The organism is Pantoea sp. SGAir0180 (assembly GCF_043546245.1).
This window is the reverse complement of sequence record NZ_CP028071.1, coordinates 569152-595590: the sequence shown is the minus strand read 5'-3', so window position 1 is coordinate 595590 and position 26439 is coordinate 569152. Positions and strand designations below refer to the sequence as shown.

Here is a 26439-nt window from a genome sequence, read left to right as displayed (position 1 = left end):
TATGCGCGTCTACTTTTTTATCTGCCGTCACTGAGCAATCTTCATCGTTTTTTTTGCAAGAACATAGAGTTATTAAAGTGATTAGAATAAAAACTATCGTAATTTTATTTTTCATTTAATTGGCCCTCACCACATTCGCTTTGGGCTTGGTGTGTTCTGTCCAGCTAATACTTTCTCATCAGCGGCTATTTGTTGGGCTTCTTTATCGGCCTGAACTTGCGCTAGAGTTATAGCTGCATTTTGTTGTGCCACCAGTAATGAGCGTATTTGCAGTAACTGGTTTGTTTGTGCACTGGCAAGCTGGTTAGCCGTCTGAATGGCTTCCATTTGCCCTTTTGCACCTGTTGCCTGAGTTTGCAGGTCTGCCAGCTTGTTAGCATCGTTTTGTAGCGTTTCTTGCTGTTCATCAATTGCCCGGAATACAGCGTCATTAGCATTTTTTCGTGCCTCAGAACTGTCCTGTTCAGCTTTACGCAGTGCGCTAATTTCAGATGCAGTACACTCAAGATTAGTATTAAAGCAAGGTGAAGAACGGTAGTAGTTAATGTCTTGATAACGTTTAAGATATGAATCGAGACTTCCAGCCTGATTTTTGTAGTAATTTAGGGTATCCTGCGCCTGCAGTAATTTGTTGATGGTCGAATTAGCTTGGTCCCAGATGTAAGCCGAAGGTGCTACGGTGTTCTGCAGCATGTTTTCATATTGCTGCAGTTGCATCTGATATTGCTGGATTTGTTTTGATACTGCCTGAACGTTGTTGACAGCGCTGATTGTGGTCTGAACCACATTAGTTCCATCAATAACAGGAATACCTGCTTTCACCGGAAGTACTACTATATATGCCATGAAGGAAGCTACCAAGGCTTTTTTAGCGGCTAAAATAGTTCTTTGCGATGAAAATATTCGGAGCATAAATTTCATTTGCCTACCTCAAATTCAACTGATTATGAGTATTGTAAACTTGGACTGGTAACAGATGCTGATATGTAGAAAACCATACATTTAATTATCCAAAATTCTATCCATAATATTCCTTAGTTCTTGTCTGGTTGATTCTATTTTTGCAAGCAACGCTTTTATCAGTGTGGGCGAAAAATCAATCGTGCGAGGATCATTAGCTAGCCACAGTTTAAGTAAACCACCAAGCCTCCCTAGATCAGCATTTACCCGGCTAAGTTCTATGACCTGTTTAATATCTACAATAGACTCAACCTGATAACCCATTGCGACTTTACGAATGAAACTCGCGACACTTAAACCAGAAGCTTCTGCATTTTCCTGGATTTGCGCTTTTTCCTCTGGCAAACAATAAACTTTAATTGGTGAACTGTTCTTTCTAGTCTGAGAAACTGTCATATCACTCTCCATATAGGCGGTAGCCGATCAGCCTCGCAGAGCAGGACTACCTTGAGCAGCGTTGCGGCGAATAGGGAGTGGTAAAGTTGGGACACCGGAGCGGTGGGCCTACTTTACATGTCCTGCCCTACAGTTGCCGTTGTAAATCTGTGTACGTACTGTGTATTCCTGTGTACTGGATGTGTTTTTTTAAAGTATTACTGTAGGATTACTCGGGTAAAATTCTTCTATATAGTGAATCTCGTTCCTCGCCTCAGTGGTTATAAACTCAGCTATAACTGGTTTCATCGCTCTTATCTTCCTAGATAGATCATCGGATTTTAGCGGCTAAAATTCTCGAAAAACCATGAATGCAGCTAACATACTGTTTTACATATCAAAAAAAATACGTACCTCATATGTCATAAATATGATGGCAAGTTTTAAACGTATACAGAGCACATCACGTCCAAAAGAAAAAATGATATTTAGAAAATCCTTTTAGCTAACAGCTCATTAAAAAATGAGAAAGTGAAAAATGCCAGTCAGAGATATAATTACCCCCAGAGTTTATCCACAATTTCTCAACTTAGGCTACAGGCTGATTTTTATATAGGTTAAACCTACAGGCTATACTATAGGATTCCCTATAAGCCTCTGTTACAAAAGGACTATACGACCATTTAAGAGACAGAACATGCGTAGCCTGAGACAAAACATGCGCAAACTGAGACAGAAGATGCGCAGAATACTTTCTATAAAGCGGGACAGAATATGCGTGGATAACTTTCTTTATCCCCAAGCATATACACACTTATAAAGAGTCAGTGAATAGGCGTTCATAAAGCTTCAAAACCTCTCTGTTCTTTGTTTTTTCCTTCGAGGTACTTGAGGGGCACTTGGTTTTATAAGAAGTCCTTTTTCGGTTGGTGTAGCGTCTAGCCCTGGCCATGCCCACTGTACTTTTTTAAGCCCATCATTAAACCGTCGTCTAAAGTCTTTGACATCGGCGTAATTAGATCCTATTTGCTCCATCAAACCTGACCAAGGAATAATTGTTACTCGCTTTAAATAACTAACCCTATAAGTCGCCCAGCAATATATATCTAAAGCCATCGGAGAACGTTTAATCAGCCGCAGAACTCTCATATCCAATGGAACAGGCTTATCTGTTATCAGTTGAAAAAATTTAGGCGACAACTCTACCCAAGATTGACTCAATAAATCTCTCTCAGGATATTTTACACTCCACCAAATATGTGAAATATCGGCAACCCTGGCTCCCATTTCATCTTCACAAATATATCCACTTTCGTCATTTAACTCTGCTAACATAATACTAATTGTCGTTTTAAATAATCGTCGCATCTGATCACGAAGCGGGACAATAGAGCCATTTTTCCCACCACTTGAACGTAGCCCCAGTGCTTCCATAAAACGTCGCTGAGATCGCCCCAATTCAAGCTTACGAACTTCCTGCTCAGTAATAATACCTTTATCTAATTTCGATTTATTTCTAATTGCCTGAGTACTAATCCAAACCAATAATAATCGTGCATAACAACCGTAAGGCAAACCTACTGCTGACGGTGCCATCATATGCATGGTCAAATTGCCATTCTTACGGCTCCACTCATTCAATCTTGGCTTGCTGTGTGGCAGAGTTGCTTGAATTAAAAACCGAGCAATGAAACCAAGTTGATTAGCCTCCTGAGCACTGCACTCATGTATTGCGATAAGTTTATCTACATATCCTGCATCCAATTTCATTTTATTGTTTGTCACAGATTCCTTTTTTTTATTGGTTGTTTCCTGAGTCTGAAAATCTATTAAATTTTTAATCCTCATGATGATTCACACAGACCACATAAAACCGGGTCTTGCTGCCTTTAAAGCAGATCTGCGCTTTGCTTCTATCCAGCTTTCAACCTCCGCTAAATCCCATGCAACACTTCGACTCGTCAAAACAATACGCTGAGGAAACTCACCACGTTGTTCCAGGTTATAGATTGTTCGATCAGACAAAGGAATGATGCTGAGTAAGGTCTTACGATTAATTAGGGTCTTATGTGCTAGTTCTTGCATGTGTTGGCCTCCTGTTAGTTGCAGAGACCTGAGTATGCCAATATTTTTTAGACATTGAATTGGACGTTTTGGCGGATTAGGTTGAATCTACTATTTATTTTCAAATTAACAAAGAACAGCTGCCAGTAATTACAAGCAGTTGCCAATAGACTCATTACTTAACCAGTAGTAACATAGCAATGGTCTACATATGAGGGACGTGACAAATGGCGTATATCGAAAGTGAAAAAGATGTAAGTGATCGCTTAGGCATGTACTTTATCTCTGTCTGGGAAGATTGCGATAACGCTGTTGCCGCTGGCATACGGGAATTTCGAGATCGGTGGGCAAACTACAGCGTACATTCAAAAAGGAAAGACTCACGAAGCCATTTGAAAGGGGTTTCATCCTACGACAAACGAGAATCGGATAAGCGCCCTATTGGAGAGCTTATCTTAGAAGTCATTGATCCTAAGGTCTCAGCATTCCTTAAATCTCTTCCTGAGAGTCATTTTAAATTCTTTCCTAACCCCTATATGAATGTTGCTCACTCTCACTTACAACGTTCAAATGATAATTTGATCAGTCCTGAAAGCGCCCCTGGTTTTTCTTCTCGTAAATACAGTTATAAATTTAAAGAAGAAACTCCAATAACCAATCTAGTAGTGGTCATGGGTTTCAAAAATGCTCATGATGTAATTAAACAACAACTAAGACATTTTGCAAATACGCAACATCAATATCGAGCTGTAGATTTTAAGTTTCAGGCCACCGTGGATAATCTTCTTGAGCTTTTATGGCAGCTTCACCTTACACCGACGCGCTTCAAGCAGCACAATGCAGACACAAAACTCAATGCGCGACGAAAGCAAACTTTCTGCGAACTGTGTGGCCAAAGAAATGAACTTGCAGAATATTTCTATAAGCTAGATAAAAACATGCTAGAACTGGAAGATGACATAGATAGTCATAACGAAAAAAATCCTGATAATCAGAAAAAACTACAACTCAGCCACAGGTATTGTTCTTACCATAAACCGAAACATAAAAACGGCTGTACGTGGAACTCCACTCACAAGAGTGCTCTAAACTCAAAAGAGAAATTCGAGAATGAATTGCAGAGATTGCAACTTCACATTGTCAGAGTCGAAGAACTTAAAGTCATTTCAAAAGATGAACTAATTGACCTTTATTTCTATCATTTCCTCCAAAATAAATGCGTCACTCAGAAACAAAGTGACGAATTCTTTCATTACGTTAGGGATAATTTTAAGTACCCAATATTACTTAAGGGAGAAACCGAAAGACTCATTCATGAAGCAGCCGTTCGCTTGACTGGAGCAGGTAAAACGCTTGGAGCTAACGATCTCGGAATGCTGCGAAATATTGCTCGCCGCATGGTTGACTCACGATTAACAGATAGTAAGAAACGTATGCTTGTTCTTAAGAAACAAGGATTCAATCAGAGACAAATTGCAGATAAGTTAACAAAAATTGAGGGGAGAATTATTTCACACCAAGCAGTTTCAAAGGCCTTGATTAGTATAAACAGTGAATTTATCATTTGAATTTCATTAAATCATTTTAAATTAAGCCCTATCTTTATTAATTTCTAACGCACCCATACGCATAAACCATCATCTAAATGTTCATTAAAATATTCACATCCATCTTTATTGCTGGCAACATACAAACTTTCGCTATTTGTAATATCAAAGTAGTCAAAACCGACCAAAAAGAAACCCTCACGAATTTTGTACGGATTAATGTTTATACAGATGGAGTTTTTTTCGTTCCAGTCAACCCATGAATGGTCATTACTTTGATGCCAGATCCTGATGCTGTGGTTAAAATTATCATTTTTGAATGTGGAGAAGTAATGATTAAATAAAGCCTTCTTATTTTTAAACAGATATTCAATCTTTGCGCGCTCTGAATTGACATCAAGAAGGGCAATGTTTTTTCCATAATCAGCCAACCCATCCCGCATTAGTTTACTCTTAATTATAGACTCTTTTATTTCACATGAAAAGTGATATGAAAAATCAATAATCTCATGACTAATTTTGTTAAATTCATTATCGCAATAATGCCCTATTGCTATATTAATTGTAACGGCGATATCCATTGCAGAAAAATGATAGTCCCCAGGTTGGAAAAGTGAATTAATTAGCCCTCTAAATTCTCTGGCGTCAATTAAATCCAATGGCCGATACCACTCCCGTAGTCTTTTTTCATTGACTCTGGTTAGGATTGCAACAACACTCTTTTGATATAAGTAATGTGAGAGATTTCTTCTGAAGATATAGTGAAACGGAGAAGAAATTGCTTCGGATATTTTAAATATATCGTTTATGATCACTTTGGCCACCTATAATATCTACATAATACACATGCGATAACCTTATCAAACTATTAAAAAAAAGTTAAGCTGCATCAGGAAGTTATATGCGAAAACGAACTTTCAAAGTATGCATGTGATTGTTTCTACAAAGATGCCGAATGTGCCCTTCTGATACAGAGCTGCCTGTCTAATTAGGCTAGCCTATGCACCTATATATTCCGGCTTATGTATGAATATACAAATCTTAAACAATCCATTCATCAATCATATCAGCCCAATCCTGTAGCATTGATGCTCTTTGCTCTCGATATTCAGCTTTGTTGTATACCGCCCTTACCCCTTTCTGTTCATGTGCCAGGCATTTTTCGATCCAGTCAGTATTGTATCCGGCCTCATGCAGCAGAGTGCTCGCAGTTCGACGAAGATCATGAGGTCCAAATTTAATGAGTGACTGGCCTTCTTTCTGCGCCGCCTTGTATGTTAAATCCATTACGCGGTTCATCGTCGCACTGCTCATTGGAGCATCGGAATCATACCGAGAAGGAAGAATGTAGTTAGAACCACCGGCAAATGTTTTCAAAGCAATCAGAATATCCATAGTTTGGCGAGACAAAAATACCAAGTGTGGGTTACGCCGTTTCATTCGCTCCTTAGGGATCGTCCACAACGCTTCAGTAAAGTTTATTTCATTCCAAGTTGCATTCGTTAATTCGCTTTTACGTACCATCGTCAACAAGAGAAGCTTTACCGCAGCACGAATCTGAGGCGTTGTTCCTACTTTTTCCATATACCGGTACATCAAACCGATCTCAGCTGGCGTTAATGTTCGGTCTCTCGGCTCAAATCGAGCGATACTTGCAGGCCGTACCAAATCAGCGGGATTCTCGACTTTCTGCCCTCTTTCTATCGCCCATCGATATACCTGGAGCACAATATCACGCGTATGCACTGCTGTTGCAGGTGCCCCCCTCTCCACAATCGCATCAGTAAGTGCTCTCAAGTCTTCATGGGTAATTTCTGTGAGCTTTTGGTTGCCAAATTTTCCCTCTAGCTCTCGGGCGTAGACTGAGCGACGCATATCCCGGGTAGAGTCGGCCATTTGATACCCACGCAGCCATTTGTGTGCCCATGCACCAAAGGTTTCAGCATCTTTCGTTCTCGCCTTAGCACGAGCTTTCTCTTTGGCCGGAGACTTTCCATCAGTAACCATTCGCTTCGCTTCATTAAGACGCTCACGTGCTTCAGCTAACGTTATACCTCCTACTCCGTAGCGGCCAAAGGTAATGGTTTCTTGCCTGCCATTGATCGAGTAGTTGTAGCGAAAGGAGATAGACCCTGCGGTTGTGACGGCAACATAGAGGCCATCACGGTCATTGACTTTGTAAAGTTTATCTTTGGGTTTGAGATTGCGTAGCTTAGTATCAGTCAGCATGTTTCAACCTGTAATTTTTGTTTGATACCATGCTGAAAAACCTCTAAATAATTAGAGATTAATATTTATAAAACAAATAGATATGAAAAATTAATACCATGCCCCATCAAAAATACTCAGCATGGTATCGGGCGTAATCCATGGCATTACCAATGAATCATACCCATCAAAATACCACGGTCAAACCGTGCTTGGCGTTGCCAGACATTGCCAAAAATGACTAAGCCAAAAACAAAAAAAGTCCGCAATTACGCGGACTTAAGTATGGTTTAGTGCCTGTTAGTGCCAGACGTTACCGGTCGGGAAATTATTCCCACTCAATCGTCGCCGGTGGCTTACCGGAAATGTCATAGACCACGCGGGAAATGCCGTTCACTTCGTTAATGATACGATTGGACACGCGGCCCAGGAAATCATACGGCAGGTGCGCCCAGTGGGCAGTCATGAAGTCGATGGTTTCGACCGCACGCAGTGAAACGACCCAGTCGTATTTACGGCCATCGCCCATTACGCCCACGGAACGGACGGGCAGGAACACCGTAAAGGCCTGGCTGACTTTATTGTAGAGATCGGCTTTATGCAGCTCTTCAATAAAGATGGCATCCGCACGGCGCAGCAGGTCACAGTACTCTTTCTTCACCTCACCCAGTACGCGTACGCCCAGACCCGGGCCCGGGAATGGATGGCGATAGAGCATATCGTACGGCAGGCCCAGTTCCAGACCGATCTTACGCACTTCGTCTTTAAACAGCTCACGTAATGGCTCGACCAGGCCCATCTTCATCTCTTTCGGCAGGCCGCCGACGTTGTGGTGTGATTTGATGACGTGGGCTTTACCGGTGGCAGAGGCAGCGGATTCAATCACATCCGGATAGATGGTGCCCTGTGCCAGCCACTTCACGTCTTCCAGACGCAGCGCCTGCTCGTCAAAGACTTCGACGAAAACGCGGCCAATGATTTTACGCTTCGCTTCAGGGTCACTTTCTCCGGCCAGCGCATCCAGGAAGCGCGCTTCACCATCGACGTGAACAATGTTCAGACCAAAGTGATCGCCAAACATATCCAGCACCTGCTGCGCTTCGTTCAGACGCAACAGACCGTTATCCACGAAAACGCAGGTCAGATTTTTACCAATCGCACGGTGCAGCAGCATCGCGGTCACAGAGGAATCGACACCACCGGACAAGCCCAGAATGACTTTGTCATCGCCCACCTGTGCACGCAGGCGCTCAACGGCATCCTCAATGATTTTGGCCGGTGTCCAGAGCGCTTCACACTGGCAGATATCGATAACGAAACGCTCCAGCATGCGCAGGCCCTGGCGCGTATGGGTGACTTCCGGGTGGAACTGCACGCCATAGAAGCGCTTCTCTTCGTTCGCCATAATCGCAAACGGACAGGTTTCCGTGCTGGCAACGGTGACGAAGTCAGCCGGAATCGCGGTCACCTTGTCACCGTGACTCATCCAGACATCCAGCAACGGTTTGCCTGATGCGCTGATAGCATCCTCGATATCGCGAATCAGTGCGCTGGCGGTGTTCACCTCTACCTGCGCATAGCCAAATTCGCGCTCGTTAGAGCCTTCGACCTTACCACCCAGTTGCATAGCCATGGTTTGCATGCCATAACAGACGCCCAGCACGGGCACGCCAGCCGTGAAAACGTAGTCAGGTGCGCGCGGACTGTCGTGTTCGGTGGTGCTTTCCGGGCCACCTGACAGGATGATACCGCTGGGATTGAACTCGCGAATCTGCGCTTCGGTAACGTCCCAGGCCCAGAGTTCACAGTACACGCCAAGCTCACGGACGCGACGCGCCACCAGTTGCGTGTATTGAGAACCAAAATCGAGAATCAGAATGCGGTGCTTATGGATATTTTCCGTCGTCATTGAGGGTTTTCCAAAACGGTGACTTGATAAAGTAAAGCGCCCGGCTGTCGCCGGGCGGGAAATCTTGCGGGGTTATGAACCCATGCGGTAGTTCGGCGACTCTTTGGTGATGGTCACATCGTGCACGTGGCTCTCATTGATGCCCGCACCGCTGATACGGACGAATTCTGCTTTAGTGCGTAGATCGTCAATGGTCGGGCAACCGGTCAGCCCCATACATGAACGCAGACCGCCCATTTGCTGATGCACAATCTCTTTCAGGCGGCCTTTATAGGCTACACGGCCTTCGATGCCTTCCGGCACCAGCTTGTCAGCGGCGTTGTCGGTCTGGAAATAACGGTCTGATGAACCTTTAGACATCGCACCCAGTGACCCCATCCCACGATAAGATTTAAAGGCACGGCCCTGGTAAAGTTCGATTTCACCCGGCGATTCTTCTGTACCTGCCAGCATAGAACCTACCATGACACAGGAAGCACCTGCCGCGATGGCTTTGGCGATATCACCTGAGAAACGGATACCGCCGTCAGCGATAACAGGGATACCCGTGCCTTCCAGCGCCGCAACAGCGTCAGAAACGGCGGTGATCTGCGGAACACCGACACCGGTAACGATACGGGTCGTACAGATGGATCCCGGACCGATGCCCACTTTAACGGCGCTTACGCCCGCTTCAACCAGCGCCAGCGCACCCGCGCCAGTCGCCACGTTGCCGCCGACGATTTCGAGATCAGGGTATTTCGCGCGGGTTTCCCGGATGCGCTGCAGTACACCTTCAGAGTGGCCATGAGAAGAGTCGATCAGTAAGACGTCAACACCGGCAGCCACCAGTGCATCCACGCGCTCTTCGTTGCCCGCACCGGCACCGACAGCAGCACCCACACGCAGACGGCCCTGCGCATCTTTACAGGCATTAGGCTTACGTTCGGCTTTCTGGAAATCTTTTACGGTGATCATGCCCAGCAAATGGAAGCTGTCGTCCACGACCAGGGCTTTCTCGACGCGTTTTTCGTGCATTCTTTGCAGAACAACGTCGCGGGCTTCGCCTTCTTTCACCGTCACCAGACGCTCTTTCGGCGTCATCACGGCAGTGACAGGCTGGTTCAGATCGGTCACAAAGCGCACATCGCGACCGGTGATGATGCCCACCAGTTCGTTTTTCGCGTTCACCACAGGGTAACCAGCAAAACCGTTGCGCTCGGTCAGCGCTTTAACTTCGGCCAGTGTGGTGGTGGGCAGTACGGTCTGTGGTTCGGTAACCACGCCGCTTTCATGTTTTTTGACTTTACGGACTTCGTCTGCCTGGCGTTCAATTGACATGTTTTTATGAATGAAGCCCAGACCACCTTCCTGTGCCAGCGCAATCGCCAGGCCCGCTTCGGTCACGGTATCCATCGCAGCAGAAAGCATGGGAATGTTCAGGCGAATATTTTTGGTCAGTTGCGTGCTGAGGTCGGCCGTATTAGGCAGGACGGTGGAGTGAGCAGGAACGAGCAGGACGTCGTCGAAAGTGAGTGCTTCTTTAGCGATTCTTAACATGGCAATACTCCACCTCGGGTGCGTGAGAATAGATAAAATATTGCCGCGGCATTATACAGGGCGTAATCGATTGCCTCCACTAGTTTTTTAGAAAAAGTCTTGATCCGCGCAACAGGGCCTGTAGTATCGACTAATTAACCTACTGATTTGGAATTTGATCTTCGTCACATGTCGCTGCCACCGAACGCCAATATTTTTACCGTAAGTCGTCTCAATACCACAGTGCGCCAGCTGCTGGAAAATGAGATGGGCCTGGTGTGGCTGAGTGCCGAAATCTCTAATTTTACCCAGCCGGCTTCTGGCCACTGGTACTTCACGCTGAAAGATGATGGTGCACAGGTGCGCTGCGCGATGTTTCGTAACAGCAACCGTCGTGTGACCTTTCGCCCGCAGCATGGTCAGCAGATTTTAGTTCGCGCCAATATCACGCTGTATGAGCCGCGCGGCGATTATCAGCTGATTATTGAAAGCATGCATCCCGCCGGTGAAGGCCTGCTCCAGCAGCAGTTCGAACAGTTGAAAGCAAAGCTGGCGCAGGAAGGCCTGTTCGCACCAGAACATAAGAAGCCCTTGCCGCAACCGGCAAAGCAGGTCGGCATCATAACGTCTGCTACCGGCGCGGCGCTGCACGATGTACTGCGCGTGCTTCACCGTCGCGATCCCTCACTACCGGTCGTGATTTATCCCACCGCCGTACAGGGCGTAGATGCGCCTGCCGCGATCGTACGTGCGATTGAAATCGCTAACCTGCGGGCAGAGTGCGACGTGTTAATCGTGGGACGCGGCGGCGGTTCGCTGGAAGATCTGTGGAGCTTTAATGACGAGCGCGTGGCGCGCGCTATCTTTGCCAGCCACATTCCCGTGGTCAGTGCTGTCGGGCATGAAACTGACGTCACGATTGCTGATTTTGTCGCTGACCTGCGCGCCCCAACGCCATCGGCTGCGGCCGAAATTGTCAGCCGTAATCAGCTTGAGCTGTTGCGTCAACTTCAGTCACAACAGCAGCGGCTGGAAATGGCAATGGATTACTATCTGGCGCGTCAGCAGCGTCTGTTCAGCCGTTTAGACCATCGCCTGCAGCAGCAACATCCGCAGTTGCGCCTTGCGCGCCAGCAGACCCTGCTGTTCCGGCTACAACAGCGCCTGGGCGATGCGATGGAAACACGGCTTCGCCACGCCAGCCGTCAGCAGGATCGCCTGGCACAGCGGTTGGCCCAACAGCAGCCACAAGAACGCCTGTATCAGGCACAAAAAAGTCTGCAGAACTGGCACTATCGCCTGCAGCAGGCCATGGAAAAAATGCTTAACCGCGATAAACAACGTTTTGGTCAGCTTGCCGCGCAACTGGAAGGCGTCAGCCCGCTCGCCACGCTGGCGCGGGGTTTCAGCGTTACGACGGATACCCATGGACAGGTCGTGAAAAAAACTGGTCAGTTGAATAAGGGCGATCGGTTACGCACCCGCCTTGATGATGGCTGGGTTGAAAGCCAGGTCACGCAACTTATTCCTGAAAAACCGAGACGAAAGAAAAGCATTTCTTAACTATACTTCCTGGTACATCCCTCATGCCAAGGAGTCTCAAATGGCTTTCAGCGTTATTCCTCCCTATATTCTTCGCAAGATTATCGATCACGGCACCGGCCACCAGCAGGAGCAGGCACGTCGTACACTGACCCATGTTCAGCACCTGATGGCTGAACACTGGAAAAAGACGGCAGCGCCAAAAACCACGCAGGCCGGGAAGATTGAGCGTGAAATCTATGATGCCAAAAACCAGGAAACATTACCTGGCACGCTGGTGCGTAAAGAAGGCCAGTCTTCAAATGGTGACGTTGCTGCCGACGAAGCCTGGAACTATCTTGGTGTCACACACGACTTTTTCTGGCAAATCTATAAACGAAATTCTCTGGATAATCACGGTCTGAAACTAGCTGGGACGGTTCACTACGGTGAGAAGTACCAAAATGCGTTCTGGAACGGTCAGCAAATGGTGTTTGGCGACGGTGATGGCGAAATCTTTAACCGCTTCACGATTGCGATTGATGTGGTGGCGCATGAGTTGTCGCACGGCGTCACAGAAACCGAAGCCGGTTTGATCTATTTTGAACAGGCCGGTGCGTTGAACGAGTCCATGTCTGATGTGTTTGGTTCGCTGGTGAAACAGTTTAGTCTGAAACAGACAGCCGATAAGGCCGACTGGATCATCGGTGAAGGGCTGCTGGCAAAAGGCATCAATGGTAAGGGTCTGCGGTCAATGTCACATCCCGGCACCGCTTACGATGACCCGATGCTGGGGAAAGATCCTCAGCCAGGCCACATGAAGGACTATATTAAAACACGTGAGGATAACGGCGGTGTGCACCTGAACTCCGGAATTCCTAATCGTGCCTTTTATCTGGCCGCAAAAGCCCTGGGCGGATATGCCTGGGAGCGAGCGGGTCAGGCATGGTACGACACGCTGTGCGATAAAGATTTACATCAGGATGCGGACTTCAAAGCCTTTGCACAACTCACCGTGCAGCATGGTAAAAAGCGCTTCGACACCACGGTGGCGAGCGCAATTGAACAAGCGTGGAAAGAGGTAGGCGTGTTATGAGTCAACTCCCCGAGCTCACCGATGACGCAACGATTGTGGTAACGCAAGAAGGCGGCTTTGCTTTTATTCCTGGCTTACGGAATGAGCGTCGATTTCCGTTGGGCGAACTTCCGCCTCCCGAAAAAGCGCACGTCTGTCAGGTACTGGAACGGGCGATGCCTTTGGGCGAACCCGAGGAAAAAGCAGCAGAGGTGGGACGCGGGGATCAACGTTACTTTCGCATCCAGATTCAATATGCCACGCGCCAGCAGTCCGGCACGGTCGTCATACTGGTTCCCGAGCAACAGGCACCGCCAGAACTCAAGTCGCTGTTGCGCGACGGTAAGTAACAAAGCCGCCTTTTCAGAAGGCGGCTTCGGGTTTGCCCTGCGGCACGTCTTATGAACCCGCAGCTTATCCTGTCGGGAAAACGGGTTTTCCGTTACGCAAAAAAAGGGCCGCGATGGCCCTTTTGTTTTATCGTCGCTTATTTGCTGTCTGGCAGCGCATAAGCAATCACATAGTCACCACGATCCGGCGACTGGCGTGCGCCGCCGGCGGAAATCACGATGTACTGTTTACCGGTTTTCGGTGAGACATAACTCATCGGTCCACCCTGACTGCCGACAGGCAAACGGGCTTTCCAGACTTCTTTACCGGTGGCGCTATCGAACGCGCGCAGGTAGTAGTCCTGAGTACCGGCAATAAACACCAGTCCACCCTGCGTCGCCAGCGTACCGCCCAGCGTCGGCATGCCAATAGGCATTTTCGCGCGCATTTTGATGCCGAACGGACCGGTATCTTCTACCGTACCTACCGGCACCTGCCAGACGATTTTCTGGGTTTTCATGTCAATCGCAGACAGGGTACCAAACGGTGGCGCCTGGCAAGGAATACCCAACGGTGACATAAAGCGGTTTTTGTTCACGGCATAAGGCGTGCCTTTCAACGGAACCGCGCCCATACCGGTATTGATGGCTTCCCCCCCGTTGCTGCCGCGTGAAATTTTGCTGGTATTAACCGGGATCATCTGTACCCATAATCCTAAACGCATGTCGTTAACAAACAACAGGTTGTTATTCGGATCGGTGGACATACTGCCCCAGTTCATCCCGCCCAGTGAACCCGGGAAACTCAGCGACTTATCAGTGCCAGGTACGGTAAACAGGCCGTTGTAGCGCATTGACTTAAACGCGATACGGCAGGCCAGCTGATCGAACGGGGTTGCGCCCCACATATCCGACTCTTTCAGCGTCTGATTACCAATCATCGGCATACCGGTCGAATGCGGCTGGGTTTTTGTATATTGCTCGTTCGGGATATCACCCTGCGGCATCGGCAGCTCTTCAACCTTGGTGAGCGGCTTACCGGTCAGACGATCCAGCACAAAAATCATGCCGGTTTTACCGCCGATGACGACCGCAGGTTTGGTGCTGCCATCCTTCATCGGGAAGTCGATCAGGCTGGGCTGCATCGGCAGGTCGAAGTCCCACAGATCGTTATGAACGGTCTGATAAACCCACTTCTCTTTACCGGTTGTCGCGTCCAGCGCGAGTACCGAGGCTCCATATTTATGGTCCAGCGCGGTACGATTGGCTCCCCACAGGTCAACGGAGGAGCTGCCCATAGGAATAAACACGGTGTTCATGGCCGCATCGTACGACATCGGCGCCCAGGAGTTCGGCGTACTGCGCGTATAGTCCTTGCCAGGCATCAGGATGGCATTAGGATCGACATTGCCCGGGTCAAACGCCCAGCGCATTTTACCGGTGATCACATCAAAACCGCGCAACACGCCGCCAGGCATGTCGGTTTTCACGTTATCCGCCACGCGGCCGCCCACGACCACCGTGGTTCCGGCAAGCGTTGGGGCTGAAGTCAGCTGATAAAGCGGATCGGGCGCATCACCTAAGCCCGCTTTCAGATCGACGATGCCATGGTTACCGAAGTCTTCACAGAATTCACCGTTGTCGGCGTTGATCGCAATCAGGCGCGCATCGATAGTATTCATCAGAATACGGCGCTGACAGCTGTCTCCTGCCGCCAGCGTTACGGCCGGTACTGGCGTTGAGCCGGGCTGCGTTGGCTGGTTCAGCGGTTTCGTCGCGTCGAAATAGGCCAGACCACGGCAGCGCGGCCAGACTTCAGCCTGTGCGTTGATTTCACGCTTCCAGATCTGCTTTCCACTGTCAGCTTCGACGGCGATGACATTATTGTGCGGCGTGCACAGGTAAAGTGTATTACCGACCTGCAACGGCGTTTCCTGATCTTCCGCACCGTTACCGGTTGGGCTTTCGGGAATGTCACCCGTACGGTAAGTCCAGGCAACCTGCAGATCCTTCACGTTGTCACGGGTAATCTGATCGAGCGCGACAAAACGGCTGCCGCCAGCGGTATTACCGTAGTTATCCCAGTTTTGCTGTTGCTTCGATTTCTCTACCGGAATCAGCGGCAGTTCAGGACCCGTTGCCGCCACGGTTGGATGCGGCTGGAACATCTGGACTAATGTAGCCACCATACCCACGGCGATGACGGCAGAAAGCGCATAAGAGAGTTTTGCCAGCGAAGGTTTATTCTCGCGCTTGCGTAAGGCGGGCCAGGTAAGGAAGGCCAGAATCATTAAACCGGCGGGCACCATCAGGCGAGAAACCAGTGGCCAGAAGACCAGGCCAGCGTCCACCACCGCCCAGACCAGAGTCCCTAAAAATACCAGCAGGAAAAGCACAACCGCTGAGGATTTTGCCCGGAAAAACTGAATGGCTGACAGCACGATAACGATGCCCGCAACCAGGAAATACCAACTGCCGCCAAGCGTTGCGAGTTGTCCCCCGCCAACAGCAAAGAACAGGCCGGTTGCCAGTAGCACCAGCCCGAGCAGCACAGACCATATTCTCAATCCTTTACCGGATCGAGAGGATGTTTCAGCCATAACACTTACTCTCCTGATAAACAAAGTCCGCTCTTTCGCCCGCCGCTTTTCGCGCGTATCGCGGTTAACGTTGCAGGTTAATGAGACGGCGTTGTTTTAATTCCAATTAAATCAGACCTGCGTCCATGAAATGAATGATATGTTTCCGGAGGAAGCCAGAGCAGGCGATACTCCGTCATGACGCGGCGAAATTGTACCACCTGGTACGTTATGCAGTGAAGTTTTAAACCTGTTTGTTACTAAGCAATAGCATTTTCGCTACAAATTTTTACGCTGGATAAGGCCACGCCGATCCAGAGAGTAGCCCAGCGGACAACTAAAGTGATGTTTTGAGCTTTTAAGGGGACGAGGATATATATCGGGAAAGTAAACCCGCATGCTGGAAGACGTCATCAGTCACCTCGCCTCAGTCACGTAAGGATTGATGACAATCGGGACAGACAGGCGCCCTGTGACAGCGGATATCCCATCCTGTGCAGTGGACCTTGCCGCTGTCGGGTACGAAATGTCCACAGTTCTGGCGCAGCGTTTTTCACCATTGTGTAAATAAGCACAATGCCAGGGCAAAAAAAGAGGGCCATCTGGCCCTCGATTAGTTAACGCTTATTTTTCTTCATGTGCGCCATCAGACGCTTACGCTTACGCTGTTGCGTTGGCGTCAACAGGTTACGCTTGCCTTCATACGGGTTTTCACCCTCTTTAAACTGAATGCGGATTGGCGTGCCCATTACGTTCAGAGAACGACGGAAATAGTTCATCAGGTAACGCTTGTAGGAGTCCGGTAAATCTTTCACCTGGTTGCCGTGAATCACCACAATCGGTGGGTTATAGCCACCCGCGTGGGCGTACTTCAGCTTAACGCGGCGACCACGCACCAGCGGTGGCTGATGGTCTTCTGCCGCCATGTTCATGATGCGCGTCAGCAGCGAGGTGTTTACACGCTTCGTTGAGCAGTCGTACGCTTCCGTTACCGATTCAAACAGGTTGCCTACACCGCTGCCATGCAGCGCAGAAATAAAGTGCACGCGCGCAAAGTCGATGAAGCCCAGACGGAAGTCCAGCGTCTCTTTGACTTCATCACGCACTTCCTGTGACAGACCATCCCACTTGTTCACCACGATCACCAGTGAGCGGCCGCTGTTCAGGATAAATCCGAGCAGTGACAAATCCTGATCGGAAATGCCGGCGCGCGCATCGATCACCAGCATCACCACGTTAGCGTCTTCAATCGCCTGCAGGGTTTTGATGACCGAGAATTTCTCCACCGTATCGGTGATTTTGCCGCGCTTACGCACCCCGGCGGTATCGATCAGCACATATTCACGATCGTCACGTTCCATCGGGATGTAGATACTGTCGCGCGTGGTGCCTGGCATGTCATAAACGACCACGCGATCTTCACCCAGAATGCGGTTAGTCAGCGTAGACTTACCGACGTTTGGACGTCCGACAATCGCCAGCTTGATCGGCAGTGTGGTCGGGTCGAAATCGTCCTCTTCTTCCTCTTCCTCACCGTTCTCTTCTGCGGCTAACGCGGCCCAGTAGGCTTCGTTTTCATCTTCTTCGGTGACTTCTACGGGATCAACCTTTTCCATCCACGGCAGCAGCGCCGTCTCCAGCAGGCTGGTCACACCACGGCCATGGGACGCGGCGATAGCGTAAATCTCCCCCAGACCCAGTGAATAGAAATCCACAATGGCCTGATCCGGATCGAGCCCGTCCGTTTTATTCGCGACCAGGAATGTCGCTTTTTGACGCGCGCGCAGATGTTTTGCAATTTGCTGATCGGCGGGCATCATGCCTGCACGGGCATCCACCATAAACAGCACCACGTCGGCTTCTTCAATCGCCAGCAGCGACTGTTCCGCCATACGCGTTTCAACACCGTCTTCGGTGCCATCAATACCGCCGGTATCGATAACAATGAATTCGCGCCCTTCCACTTCGGCGCGACCATATTTGCGATCGCGAGTCAGTCCAGGAAAATCCGCTACCAGCGCATCTCGTGTGCGAGTTAAACGGTTAAACAGCGTAGATTTTCCCACATTGGGACGCCCAACCAGCGCGACCACAGGTACCATAACAATGCCTCAATAATGTATTAATTCGCCCGAATGGCGTGATTATAACGGCTTTAGCCGTTCAGTTCAGGCTTACGGCGCAAAGGATACCATGCCTGACTAAAAACGAAACGGCCCCTGATGAAATCAGGAGCCGCTGTGCCGGAAGGATAACCCTGCCTGACAACTTACCCGTTAGCGGGTAATGGCATAAACTTCACCATCTTTCGACTGAATCAGCAGCTTGTCGCTGGCGACAACAGGCTCAGTCTGGAAGCCCGAGCTGTCCAGTTTTTGCTGGGCAACAAAGCGGCCATCCGTGGTGTTCAGCCAGTGCAGGTAGCCTTCGCCGTCACCGACGACGATGTAGCCATTATACAGCACCGGTGAGGTCAGATTACGATGCAGCAGCTCGCTTTGACGCCAGATAGCGACACCGCCATCCGCATTCAGGGCAATCACACGATCGTCCTGATCCACCAGGTAGATACGCCCGGCATCGACAATCAGATCTTTCACGCCGCCAATTTCACGTTTCCACAAAATCTGCCCTGAACGCAGATCCAGTGCGGAAAGGTTGCCATTGTACGCCAGCGCGTAAACCACACCATTTACAATGATCGGCGTGGTATCCACGTCGCTCAGGCGGTCGATTTCCGTCGCCCCGCTCGGCTGTGAAATACGCTGCTGCCAAATCAACTGGCCCTGATTCATGATCACGGCGCTGACGCGTCCGTTGTCGCCGCCCACAATCGCGCCACCAAAGGCAACTGACGGGGCTGATTCACCGCGCAGCGACAGCGCAGGCATGTCCAGGTTCACGGTCCACTTCACCGCCCCGGTCGCCTGATCCAGACCCTGCAACATACCGTTACTGGTATGAATCAGCACCAGGCCATCGCTGACCACAGGACGCGACAGCGCTTCGCCAGCCGCTTTAGCTTGCCATACAATCGAACCATCACTGGTGTTCAGGGCATAAACCTGACCGCGCTCACTGCCGATATACAGGCGATCGCCGCTGACGGTAATACCACCGGACAGCATGGCAGACAGGTTTTTAGAGAAGAAGCCGGTTTTCTCAGAGAGGTCGACTTTCCATTTTTCTTTGCCATCCGCTGCATCGAGCGCTTTTACGATACCAAAGCGGTCAGCCGCATAAACGGTGCCGTCTTGCCAGGTCGGATGCAGGTTGGAATAGAAATCGCCAATCCCGTCGCCCACGCCTGTACTCCATACTGTCTTCGGCGTGAACTGGTTTTCCACTTTCGGCAATGGGGCCATTTTCACTACATCTTCTTCGCCGCTGAACAGCGAGCAACCGCTGAGCAGGGTGACTGAAATCAGCCCCGGCAGCAGGTATTTACGTAATTCCATGCGCTCTCTCTTGACTGGCTTAGCTTAAGTTATTCATCTTCATCTGCATCATTTGCTTCAGCGCCGGAGACGCGTCAGATTCGACGCCTTTACTCCATGCATCGCGCGCGCCCTGCTTATCGCCTTTGCTCAGCAGCGCTTCGCCGCGGATGTCAGCCACAATGGCTGTCCAGCCATCACCCTTCACACCGTCAAGGGTTTTAAGTGCCGCATCAGCCTGATTCTGTTGCAGTTGAATGCGTGCCAGGCGCAGGTTAATTACCGCCTGCAGATTGGCATCTTTGGTGTCTTTTAATCCGTTTTGCAGCAGGCTCTCGGCCTTGTCCAGCTGATTGCTGTCGACATACTGCTTCGCCAGATCCAGCGCCGCCAGGGCACCATAGGTGTTACTGTTTTCGCGGGCAAACGTGTTAACGGCTTCCAGCGTTTCAGGCTTGCTGACCTGCATGGCACTGGTGAGTTTCTGGTACTCAGCCGACACGGTTTTAGCAGAGTCCTGCTCATGGCTCGACCAGTAACGCCAGCCACCTAATGCAGCAATACCGATAACCACACCAATGGCTAATGCTTTACCGTTGTTGGCGAAAAAGCGACGCAGCGCATCAACCTGTTCGTTCTCATTGCTATACACTTCCACGCAATCCCTCTCCTTTCAATGGTTGTGCCATAACGCGCTTACTGTAACAGCGTGCGCAGTGCAGCCGCAGCATCCGCCTGCGCCAGCGTTTGCTGTTCGCCATTGCGCAGATCTTTGATCACGACCTGGCCGGCTTTCTGTTCATCTTCACCCAGCACCAGCGCCACGCGAGCGCCCCACTTATCTGCGCGTGCAAATTGCTTCTTGAAGTTCCCGCCGCCGAAGTTAGTCATCAGCTTCATGTCGGGCAGCTGATCACGCAATTTTTCGGCCAGCTGCATTGCCGCTGACTGAACGCCCTGACCTGAGGCGATAACATAGACATCGACATTACGCGCGGGTTCAAATTCTGGGTTCACCGCCTGCACTAACAACACCAGACGCTCCATGCCCATGGCAAAACCGACACCTGGCGTCGCACGTCCGCCCAGTTGTTCGACCAGGCCATCGTAACGTCCGCCGCCGCACACGGTGCCCTGCGAGCCGAGGCTGTCGGTGACCCATTCAATCACCGTGCGGTTGTAGTAATCGAGCCCACGTACCAGGCGCTGATTCACCGTGTAAGCGATACCGGCATCATCTAACAGCGCACGCAGGCCATCGAAGTGGGCACGAGATTCTTCATCGAGGAAGTCACCAAGCTGAGGCGCATCGTTCAGCAGCGTCTGAATATCCGGGTTTTTACTGTCAAGCACGCGCATTGGGTTGCTGTACATGCGGCGTTTGCAGTCCTCGTCCAGCGCCTCTTTATGCTGTTCCAGAAAGGCAACCAGCGCCTCGCGGTAACTGGCGCGCGCGTCAAGTGAACCGATAGAGTTCAGTTCAAGGCGCACATGGTCGGCGATACCTAACGCTTTCCACCAGCGGGCGTTCAGCATAATCAGCTCGGCATCAATATCCGGCCCCTGCAGGCCAAAGACTTCCACACCAATCTGGTGGAACTGGCGATAGCGCCCTTTTTGCGGACGCTCGTAGCGAAACATAGGGCCCATGTACCACAGGCGCTGTTCCTGATTGTAAAGCAAGCCGTGTTCGATACCGGCACGCACGCAGCCTGCCGTCCCTTCCGGACGAAGCGTCAGGCTTTCGCCATTACGATCGTCAAAGGTGTACATCTCTTTTTCAACCACATCGGTGACTTCACCGATTGCACGTTTGAACAGGGGAGTTTGCTCTACAATAGGTAAGCGAATTTCGCTGTAACCATAACTCGCCAGCACGGACTTCAGGACATCTTCAACTCGTTGCCAGATGGCCGTATCCGCAGGCAGAAAATCGTTCATCCCGCGAATCGCTTGAATATTCTTCGCCACGTTAAAATCTCTTAATGCAAAAAAACCTGTCCGGCATCATACCTCATGAGGATGAAACCGCACAGGCTCAGCTAAAAAAGTCGTGCATGCCGTACGCGCAAAGGATTATTTTTCCAGTTGCTGTACGTCGATACGACGGGTTTCATCCAGCATCGCCGCTTTGGCGCGAATGCGTGCTTCCAGTTGATCGATCATATTGTCATTGTCGAGACGATCGCGCTGACGGACACCGTCTTCGTAGAAACCGCTTTTCTTGTTGCTGCCGGTCACGCCCAGCGTGGACACTGTCGCTTCGCCCGGGCCATTCACCACACAGCCAATGATAGAGACATCCATCGGCGTGATAATGTCTTCCAGTCGCTGCTCCAGCGCGTTTACCGTGCCAATCACGTCAAACTCCTGACGAGAACAGGTCGGGCAGGCAATGAAGTTAATGCCGCGTGAACGGATACGCAGCGACTTCAGGATATCAAAGCCCACTTTGACTTCTTCTACCGGGTCAGCGGCCAGCGAGATACGCAGTGTGTCGCCGATGCCTTCTGAAAGCAGTAATCCCAGACCAATAGCGGATTTTACTGCCCCCGCGCGTGCGCCGCCCGCTTCGGTGATCCCCAGGTGCAGCGGCTGCTCAATTTGTTTGGCCAGCAGACGATAGGACTCAACGGCCAGGAACACATCCGAGGCTTTTACGCTGACTTTAAACTGATCGAAGTTGAGGCGGTCCAGATGATCGACGTGACGCATGGCCGATTCCAGCAGGGCCTGCGGCGTAGGTTCGCCGTATTTTTCCTGCAGATCTTTTTCCAGCGATCCGGCGTTAACCCCGATGCGGATGGGAATATTTTTATCGCGGGCACAGTCGACAACAGAGCGGATACGCTCGTTGTTACCAATGTTGCCGGGGTTGATGCGCAGGCAATCCACACCGTACTCCGCCACTTTCAGCGCGATACGGTAGTCAAAATGGATATCGGCGACCAGCGGGACATTGACCTGCTGCTTAATCAGTTTAAACGCTTCGGCGGCATCCATCGTGGGCACCGACACGCGAACGATATCCACCCCCACGCGCTCAAGGGCTTTGATCTGACTGACCGTCGCGGCCACATCGGTGGTGCGGGTGTTCGTCATTGACTGAACGGCGATGGGCGCACCATCGCCAATCGGCACCTGGCCGACGTAAATACGTTTGGACTTACGGCGGATAATGGGTGCTTGGTTATGCATATTTCTTCTCCACAATTGCCCGGAACACGCGTTACGCTGTTATTGCGCACCCAACGTCAGGCGAGCAACCTGGTTATTACGGATAAAGCGACTTAAATCAACGGGTTTATTCTGATATTCGACATGAACAGCTGCCGGCGCACCAATTTTCAGACGATACGGGGCCGTTCCTGACAGACTCAGTTTACCGCCGCTGCGCTGAATACCGCTAAACAGTTTTTTGCCCGTCGCATCGCTGACTTCCAGCCAGCAATCAGCCGTGAAAGTCATCACCACCGCATTCGGATCGGCGGCAGGTTCGCTGACGGCCGCTGCGCCCACAGGCATGGGCTGCGTAGCGTTCGACGACGTCGGTGCGGTAGTGTTCTCTACGGGTGCCTGACTGGGTGAAACCACGGCATTGTTCTCTGCCGAAGAGGAGGTGGCTGCATTTGCGTTGTCGTTTTCAGCGGGCGTGCTGGCCGCTGTGCCGCTGTTAGCAGGAGCAGAGGTCGCCGCGCTGTTTCCACTGGTTAACGGCACGCTGGTACTGTTATCCGCTGGCGCGGAGGACGAACCACTGTTTTGCCCTAAGGGAATCGACTGGCTGTTGTCACTGCTGCTGCCGTTTTGGTCAGCCATCGACACCAGTTCATCCTGAGAGGCTTTATGGTTTTGCCACCACCAGGCCCCCGTCAGACCCACGACAACAAAGACCACCAGCCAGGTGAAGATCATTAACCAGCCGTCCCGCTTCTTGCGGCGTTTACCCAATGAGAAGCTTTGCATCGGTTCGATTTTGGCTGCCCGCACTGGCGTCTGTTTTGCCATCATCGGCAGCAGTTCCTCTTCAGGAATATGCACCAGACGCGCATAGGAACGAATATAACCGCGCAGGAAGGTAGAGGCTAAATCCGCAGGTGACTTGTCTTCTTCAATATCACGCACGGTAGAAAGTTTAAGGCACAGGCGTTCAGCGACATTTTGCTGCGTAAGTCCCATTTGCTCACGGGCGATACGCAGGCGGGCACCTGTGGAATGAACTGCAGAATTTTCTTGAGTGGCTTCAGTATTCATTAGCTAAATAACGCTGGTACTGTATCGATTGCGGAAAACGTCGCGCTAACTGGTCGCCATAACGTGAAACGTCTGCGTGATTTCCCTGTTGCGCGGCGAAACGTATGTGTAACGCCAGGCTGCGTGCCGTCTCCGGCAGCGGCTGGTAAAGCTCTAACAATAGCGCCAGGTTAGCCCATTGGTCATGTTCGACCGCTCTTTCAGCTTCAGCCAGCAGCGATTCTCCCTTACTTCTGTCCGCATCACGCGCATAAGACAATGCTGCTCGCGCTGACTGTCTGTCCCCTGCCCGCAGATAACAATATCCCGACAGTTCGTACGCATCGATGCGGGCGTCTCCTTCCTGCGCATCTTTTGCCCGGATAAACTGTTGATGCGCTTCATCATACTGCCCTAAAGTGCAAAGAAACGCACCGTAATTGTTAGCGATGTAACCATTGTATGGGGCAATTTGCTGCGCCTGTAAAAAATGAAGATGCGCAGCAGAAGTTTGTCCTTGACGCTGAGCGAGCCTGGCAAAGGCCAGCTGCACCCGATAATCCTTTGGCGCTGCCGCCTGCGCGCGAAGGAAATTACGGCGCGCCGCACTGTAATCGTTTACGGCAAGGTAATGCATACCCAGCTGTAAACGCAATTCTGCGGCCCCGGGTTGCGACGGTGAACTGACACAACCGCTTACAACAAAAACGGCCAGTAGCCGCGCGCCTGCTCCTTTGCGCATAAGGTTTCCTTCCTGTCATCCGTGTGGTGGGCAGCAGCCTGCCACGCCGGTAACCGATCAGAAACCCTGTTCGTCCGCCTTTCAGATCGCCTTCACAGATATGGCTTCACCGGCCATCTTCTTACGCAGGGTACGTTTGGTGCGGTCGATGACTTCACCCGCCAGCTGACCACAGGCGGCATCAATATCGTCCCCGCGGGTTTTACGCACAATGGTGGTAAAGCCATAGTCCATTAACACCTTAGCGAAGCGGTCAATGCGGCTGTTTGAGCTGCGACCATAAGGTGCGCCCGGGAAGGGGTTCCAGGGGATCAGGTTAATTTTGCACGGTGTTTCTTTGAGCAGTGCCGCCAGCTCATGCGCATCATCGGTGCTGTCGTTCACGTGGTCCAGCAGCACATACTCAATCGTGACACGTCCCTGGTTGGCGTTGGATTTACCAATATAGCGTTTGACTGCCGCCAGGAAGGTTTCGATGTTGTACTTCTTGTTAATCGGCACGATGTCATCGCGCAGTTTATCATTGGGCGCATGCAGCGAGATAGCCAGCGCCACGTCAATCATGTCACCCAGCTTGTCGAGAGCCGGAACCACGCCCGAGGTCGACAGCGTCACACGGCGTTTTGATAAACCGAAACCGAAGTCATCCAGCATGATTTCCATTGCCGGGACGACGTTATTCAGGTTGAGCAGAGGTTCGCCCATGCCCATCATCACGACGTTAGTGATAGGACGCTGGCCGGTCAGTTTGGCTGCACCGACAATTTTTGCCGCACGCCAGACCTGGCCGATAATTTCGGAGACGCGCAGATTGCGGTTAAAGCCCTGTTGTGCCGTTGAGCAGAATTTACATTCCAGTGCACAGCCCACCTGGGAGGACACGCACAACGTGGCACGGTCGCCTTCCGGGATATATACCGTTTCCACCAGTTGATCGCCCACGCGAATAGCCCACTTAATGGTGCCGTCCGTTGAACGCATCTCTTCGGCCACTTCCGGCGCGCGAATTTCGGTGAGTTCCATTAAGCGGTTACGCAGCTTTTTATTGATGTCGGTCATCTGCTCGAAATCGTCGCAGCAGTAGTGGTAAATCCACTTCATCACCTGATCGGCACGGAACGGTTTTTCACCCAGGGACACAAAGAATTCGCGCATCTGCTGACGGTTAAGATCCAGCAGGTTAATTTTTTGGCTTTTGGGCGAAACGGAAAGCGGTGAGGTGGACGCGGGCGTCACAATCTGTTCGGACATAGTGTTCTCTGGCCTCGTTGTTACACGTTATGGCGCGGTTGGGAAAAGAAAAAATTACGCCTTCACTAAGCTGGCTCAATGAAGGCGCAATATTGTACAACATCTGCTGCCCGATAACAGGTGCGAGTGACCGCGGGTCAGCAGATTTTTGTAAAGCCGTTTACGCGTCAGTAATTAACGGGTACGTGGGCAGATTTCGTTTTCGCCGAAGAAGTACGCGATTTCACGGGCTGCAGACTCTGCAGAGTCAGAACCGTGAGTAGCGTTTTCGGTGAAGCTGTCAGCATAGTCAGCACGCAGTGTACCGGCCAGTGCGTTGGCTGGGTTAGTTGCACCCATCAGGTCACGGTGACGCTGAACGGCATTTTCGCCTTCCAGTACAGAAACCACAACCGGGCCAGAGGTCATGAATTCAACCAGACCGTCGAAGAACGGCTTGCCCTGGTGCTCTGCGTAGAAACCTTCAGCCTGCTCTTTGCTCAGCTGCAGCATTTTTGCGCCAACGATTTTGAAGCCTGCGCTTTCAAAACGGTTGTAGATAGCACCGATCACGTTTTTCGCGACGGCGTTTGGCTTGATGATAGAAAAAGTACGTTCGATTGCCATGATGACCTCTGTCTTGACGTTCTGAAGAAACCGAGGGCGCACGCCCCGGCTAAGAAACGGCGCCGATTATAGGGGTTGAGTGTGA

At 50.5% G+C, this 26439-nt stretch carries 22 protein-coding genes; 4 read left to right on the top strand and 18 right to left on the bottom strand.

Going from position 1 to position 26439, the window contains the following annotated elements; all coding sequences use genetic code 11:
* Nucleotides 1-126: 126 nt before the first annotated feature.
* From trbJ to C1N58_RS02940, 4 genes are all read right to left on the bottom strand, one after another.
* Nucleotides 127-921 carry a P-type conjugative transfer protein TrbJ gene (trbJ, locus tag C1N58_RS02955; protein WP_394564561.1) on the bottom strand — a complete coding sequence of 265 codons (795 nt, stop codon included), beginning with the start codon at nucleotides 919-921 and terminating at the stop codon, nucleotides 127-129.
* A gap of 81 nt (nucleotides 922-1002) precedes the next feature.
* Nucleotides 1003-1356, bottom strand: a complete 354-nt coding sequence (gene traJ / locus C1N58_RS02950; protein ID WP_394564560.1) for a conjugal transfer transcriptional regulator TraJ — start codon at nucleotides 1354-1356, stop codon at nucleotides 1003-1005.
* Between the two features lie 828 nt (nucleotides 1357-2184).
* Complete coding sequence (locus tag C1N58_RS02945) at nucleotides 2185-3183, bottom strand: replication protein RepA (RefSeq protein WP_394564559.1); 999 nt, start codon at nucleotides 3181-3183, stop codon at nucleotides 2185-2187.
* 6 nt (nucleotides 3184-3189) lie between these two features.
* Nucleotides 3190-3420: a helix-turn-helix transcriptional regulator gene (locus tag C1N58_RS02940; RefSeq protein ID WP_217156253.1), complete on the bottom strand. Its 231-nt coding sequence runs from the start codon at nucleotides 3418-3420 to the stop codon at nucleotides 3190-3192.
* Between the two features lie 206 nt (nucleotides 3421-3626).
* Here C1N58_RS02940 and C1N58_RS02935 point away from each other — a divergent pair, with 206 nt between their 5' ends.
* Nucleotides 3627-4967, top strand: coding sequence for a hypothetical protein (locus C1N58_RS02935; protein ID WP_394564558.1), 1341 nt, complete (start codon nucleotides 3627-3629; stop codon nucleotides 4965-4967).
* Between the two features lie 44 nt (nucleotides 4968-5011).
* Here C1N58_RS02935 and C1N58_RS02930 read toward each other — a convergent pair whose 3' ends face one another.
* The 4 genes from C1N58_RS02930 to guaB form a co-directional block, all read right to left on the bottom strand.
* On the bottom strand, nucleotides 5012-5605 hold the full coding sequence (locus tag C1N58_RS02930; RefSeq protein WP_394564557.1) for a hypothetical protein: 594 nt from the start codon (nucleotides 5603-5605) through the stop codon (nucleotides 5012-5014).
* Between the two features lie 382 nt (nucleotides 5606-5987).
* Nucleotides 5988-7175, bottom strand: a complete 1188-nt coding sequence (locus C1N58_RS02925; protein ID WP_039339979.1) for a tyrosine-type recombinase/integrase — start codon at nucleotides 7173-7175, stop codon at nucleotides 5988-5990.
* Between the two features lie 307 nt (nucleotides 7176-7482).
* On the bottom strand, nucleotides 7483-9063 hold the full coding sequence (gene guaA, locus C1N58_RS02920) for a glutamine-hydrolyzing GMP synthase (RefSeq protein WP_006120616.1): 1581 nt from the start codon (nucleotides 9061-9063) through the stop codon (nucleotides 7483-7485).
* 72 nt (nucleotides 9064-9135) lie between these two features.
* The gene (gene guaB / locus C1N58_RS02915; protein ID WP_033740877.1) at nucleotides 9136-10602 is read right to left on the bottom strand and encodes an IMP dehydrogenase; all 1467 of its coding nucleotides are present in this window, start codon (nucleotides 10600-10602) and stop codon (nucleotides 9136-9138) included.
* 168 nt (nucleotides 10603-10770) lie between these two features.
* On the opposite strand from guaB, the gene xseA reads away from it, so the two are divergent.
* Genes xseA through C1N58_RS02900 form a run of 3 tightly spaced genes read left to right on the top strand, consistent with a single transcriptional unit; the run spans nucleotide 10771 to nucleotide 13527 of the window.
* Complete coding sequence (gene xseA, locus C1N58_RS02910; protein WP_394550411.1) at nucleotides 10771-12144, top strand: exodeoxyribonuclease VII large subunit; 1374 nt, start codon at nucleotides 10771-10773, stop codon at nucleotides 12142-12144.
* Nucleotides 12145-12184: 40 nt separating this feature from the next.
* Complete coding sequence (locus C1N58_RS02905) at nucleotides 12185-13198, top strand: M4 family metallopeptidase (RefSeq protein ID WP_033740879.1); 1014 nt, start codon at nucleotides 12185-12187, stop codon at nucleotides 13196-13198.
* A complete protein-coding gene (locus C1N58_RS02900) occupies nucleotides 13195-13527 on the top strand; it encodes a protealysin inhibitor emfourin (protein ID WP_033740881.1) in 333 nt (110 codons plus the stop codon). The genes C1N58_RS02905 and C1N58_RS02900 overlap by 4 nt, the downstream gene beginning before the upstream one ends.
* Before the next feature lie 137 nt (nucleotides 13528-13664).
* Here C1N58_RS02900 and C1N58_RS02895 read toward each other — a convergent pair whose 3' ends face one another.
* The 10 genes from C1N58_RS02895 to ndk all read right to left on the bottom strand — a co-directional run bounded on the left by C1N58_RS02895 (nucleotide 13665) and on the right by ndk (nucleotide 26354).
* Nucleotides 13665-16106: a glucose/quinate/shikimate family membrane-bound PQQ-dependent dehydrogenase gene (locus C1N58_RS02895; protein WP_394564556.1), complete on the bottom strand. Its 2442-nt coding sequence runs from the start codon at nucleotides 16104-16106 to the stop codon at nucleotides 13665-13667.
* 596 nt (nucleotides 16107-16702) lie between these two features.
* The gene (gene der, locus C1N58_RS02890; RefSeq protein ID WP_006120621.1) at nucleotides 16703-18187 is read right to left on the bottom strand and encodes a ribosome biogenesis GTPase Der; all 1485 of its coding nucleotides are present in this window, start codon (nucleotides 18185-18187) and stop codon (nucleotides 16703-16705) included.
* Nucleotides 18188-18361: 174 nt separating this feature from the next.
* A complete protein-coding gene (gene bamB / locus C1N58_RS02885) occupies nucleotides 18362-19543 on the bottom strand; it encodes an outer membrane protein assembly factor BamB (RefSeq protein ID WP_006120622.1) in 1182 nt (393 codons plus the stop codon).
* A 19-nt stretch (nucleotides 19544-19562) separates the two neighbouring features.
* On the bottom strand, nucleotides 19563-20180 hold the full coding sequence (locus tag C1N58_RS02880) for a YfgM family protein (RefSeq protein ID WP_006120623.1): 618 nt from the start codon (nucleotides 20178-20180) through the stop codon (nucleotides 19563-19565).
* A 38-nt stretch (nucleotides 20181-20218) separates the two neighbouring features.
* Nucleotides 20219-21493: a histidine--tRNA ligase gene (gene hisS, locus C1N58_RS02875; protein ID WP_006120624.1), complete on the bottom strand. Its 1275-nt coding sequence runs from the start codon at nucleotides 21491-21493 to the stop codon at nucleotides 20219-20221.
* A gap of 105 nt (nucleotides 21494-21598) precedes the next feature.
* Nucleotides 21599-22720 carry a flavodoxin-dependent (E)-4-hydroxy-3-methylbut-2-enyl-diphosphate synthase gene (ispG, locus tag C1N58_RS02870; protein ID WP_033740886.1) on the bottom strand — a complete coding sequence of 374 codons (1122 nt, stop codon included), beginning with the start codon at nucleotides 22718-22720 and terminating at the stop codon, nucleotides 21599-21601.
* Nucleotides 22721-22759: 39 nt separating this feature from the next.
* Nucleotides 22760-23776, bottom strand: a complete 1017-nt coding sequence (gene rodZ / locus C1N58_RS02865) for a cytoskeleton protein RodZ (protein ID WP_162286378.1) — start codon at nucleotides 23774-23776, stop codon at nucleotides 22760-22762.
* Nucleotides 23766-24497, bottom strand: coding sequence for a type IV pilus biogenesis/stability protein PilW (pilW, locus tag C1N58_RS02860; RefSeq protein ID WP_033740890.1), 732 nt, complete (start codon nucleotides 24495-24497; stop codon nucleotides 23766-23768). The genes rodZ and pilW overlap by 11 nt, the downstream gene beginning before the upstream one ends.
* An 81-nt stretch (nucleotides 24498-24578) precedes the next feature.
* Nucleotides 24579-25748 (bottom strand): bifunctional tRNA (adenosine(37)-C2)-methyltransferase TrmG/ribosomal RNA large subunit methyltransferase RlmN, encoded by a 1170-nt coding sequence (locus C1N58_RS02855; RefSeq protein WP_033740892.1) that lies wholly within the window; start codon nucleotides 25746-25748, stop codon nucleotides 24579-24581.
* A gap of 174 nt (nucleotides 25749-25922) precedes the next feature.
* The gene (gene ndk / locus C1N58_RS02850) at nucleotides 25923-26354 is read right to left on the bottom strand and encodes a nucleoside-diphosphate kinase (RefSeq protein WP_003848684.1); all 432 of its coding nucleotides are present in this window, start codon (nucleotides 26352-26354) and stop codon (nucleotides 25923-25925) included.
* Nucleotides 26355-26439: the final 85 nt, after the last annotated feature.

Bases quoted from the DNA above. Each gene is read 5' to 3' on its own strand.
- guaA (WP_006120616.1), bottom strand. From the start codon at position 9,063: ATGACGACGGAAAATATCCATAAGCACCGCATTCTGATTCTCGATTTT.
- C1N58_RS02905 (WP_033740879.1), top strand. From the start codon at position 12,185: ATGGCTTTCAGCGTTATTCCTCCCTATATTCTTCGCAAGATTATCGAT.
- pilW (WP_033740890.1), bottom strand. From the start codon at position 24,497: ATGCGCAAAGGAGCAGGCGCGCGGCTACTGGCCGTTTTTGTTGTAAGC.
- guaB (WP_033740877.1), bottom strand. From the start codon at position 10,602: ATGTTAAGAATCGCTAAAGAAGCACTCACTTTCGACGACGTCCTGCTC.
- der (WP_006120621.1), bottom strand. From the start codon at position 18,187: ATGGTACCTGTGGTCGCGCTGGTTGGGCGTCCCAATGTGGGAAAATCT.
- traJ (WP_394564560.1), bottom strand. From the start codon at position 1,356: ATGACAGTTTCTCAGACTAGAAAGAACAGTTCACCAATTAAAGTTTAT.
- rodZ (WP_162286378.1), bottom strand. From the start codon at position 23,776: ATGAATACTGAAGCCACTCAAGAAAATTCTGCAGTTCATTCCACAGGT.
- ndk (WP_003848684.1), bottom strand. From the start codon at position 26,354: ATGGCAATCGAACGTACTTTTTCTATCATCAAGCCAAACGCCGTCGCG.
- C1N58_RS02940 (WP_217156253.1), bottom strand. From the start codon at position 3,420: ATGCAAGAACTAGCACATAAGACCCTAATTAATCGTAAGACCTTACTC.
- bamB (WP_006120622.1), bottom strand. From the start codon at position 19,543: ATGGAATTACGTAAATACCTGCTGCCGGGGCTGATTTCAGTCACCCTG.
- trbJ (WP_394564561.1), bottom strand. From the start codon at position 921: ATGAAATTTATGCTCCGAATATTTTCATCGCAAAGAACTATTTTAGCC.
- C1N58_RS02935 (WP_394564558.1), top strand. From the start codon at position 3,627: ATGGCGTATATCGAAAGTGAAAAAGATGTAAGTGATCGCTTAGGCATG.
- C1N58_RS02855 (WP_033740892.1), bottom strand. From the start codon at position 25,748: ATGTCCGAACAGATTGTGACGCCCGCGTCCACCTCACCGCTTTCCGTT.
- C1N58_RS02945 (WP_394564559.1), bottom strand. From the start codon at position 3,183: ATGAGGATTAAAAATTTAATAGATTTTCAGACTCAGGAAACAACCAAT.
- C1N58_RS02925 (WP_039339979.1), bottom strand. From the start codon at position 7,175: ATGCTGACTGATACTAAGCTACGCAATCTCAAACCCAAAGATAAACTT.
- C1N58_RS02900 (WP_033740881.1), top strand. From the start codon at position 13,195: ATGAGTCAACTCCCCGAGCTCACCGATGACGCAACGATTGTGGTAACG.
- xseA (WP_394550411.1), top strand. From the start codon at position 10,771: ATGTCGCTGCCACCGAACGCCAATATTTTTACCGTAAGTCGTCTCAAT.
- C1N58_RS02895 (WP_394564556.1), bottom strand. From the start codon at position 16,106: ATGGCTGAAACATCCTCTCGATCCGGTAAAGGATTGAGAATATGGTCT.
- ispG (WP_033740886.1), bottom strand. From the start codon at position 22,720: ATGCATAACCAAGCACCCATTATCCGCCGTAAGTCCAAACGTATTTAC.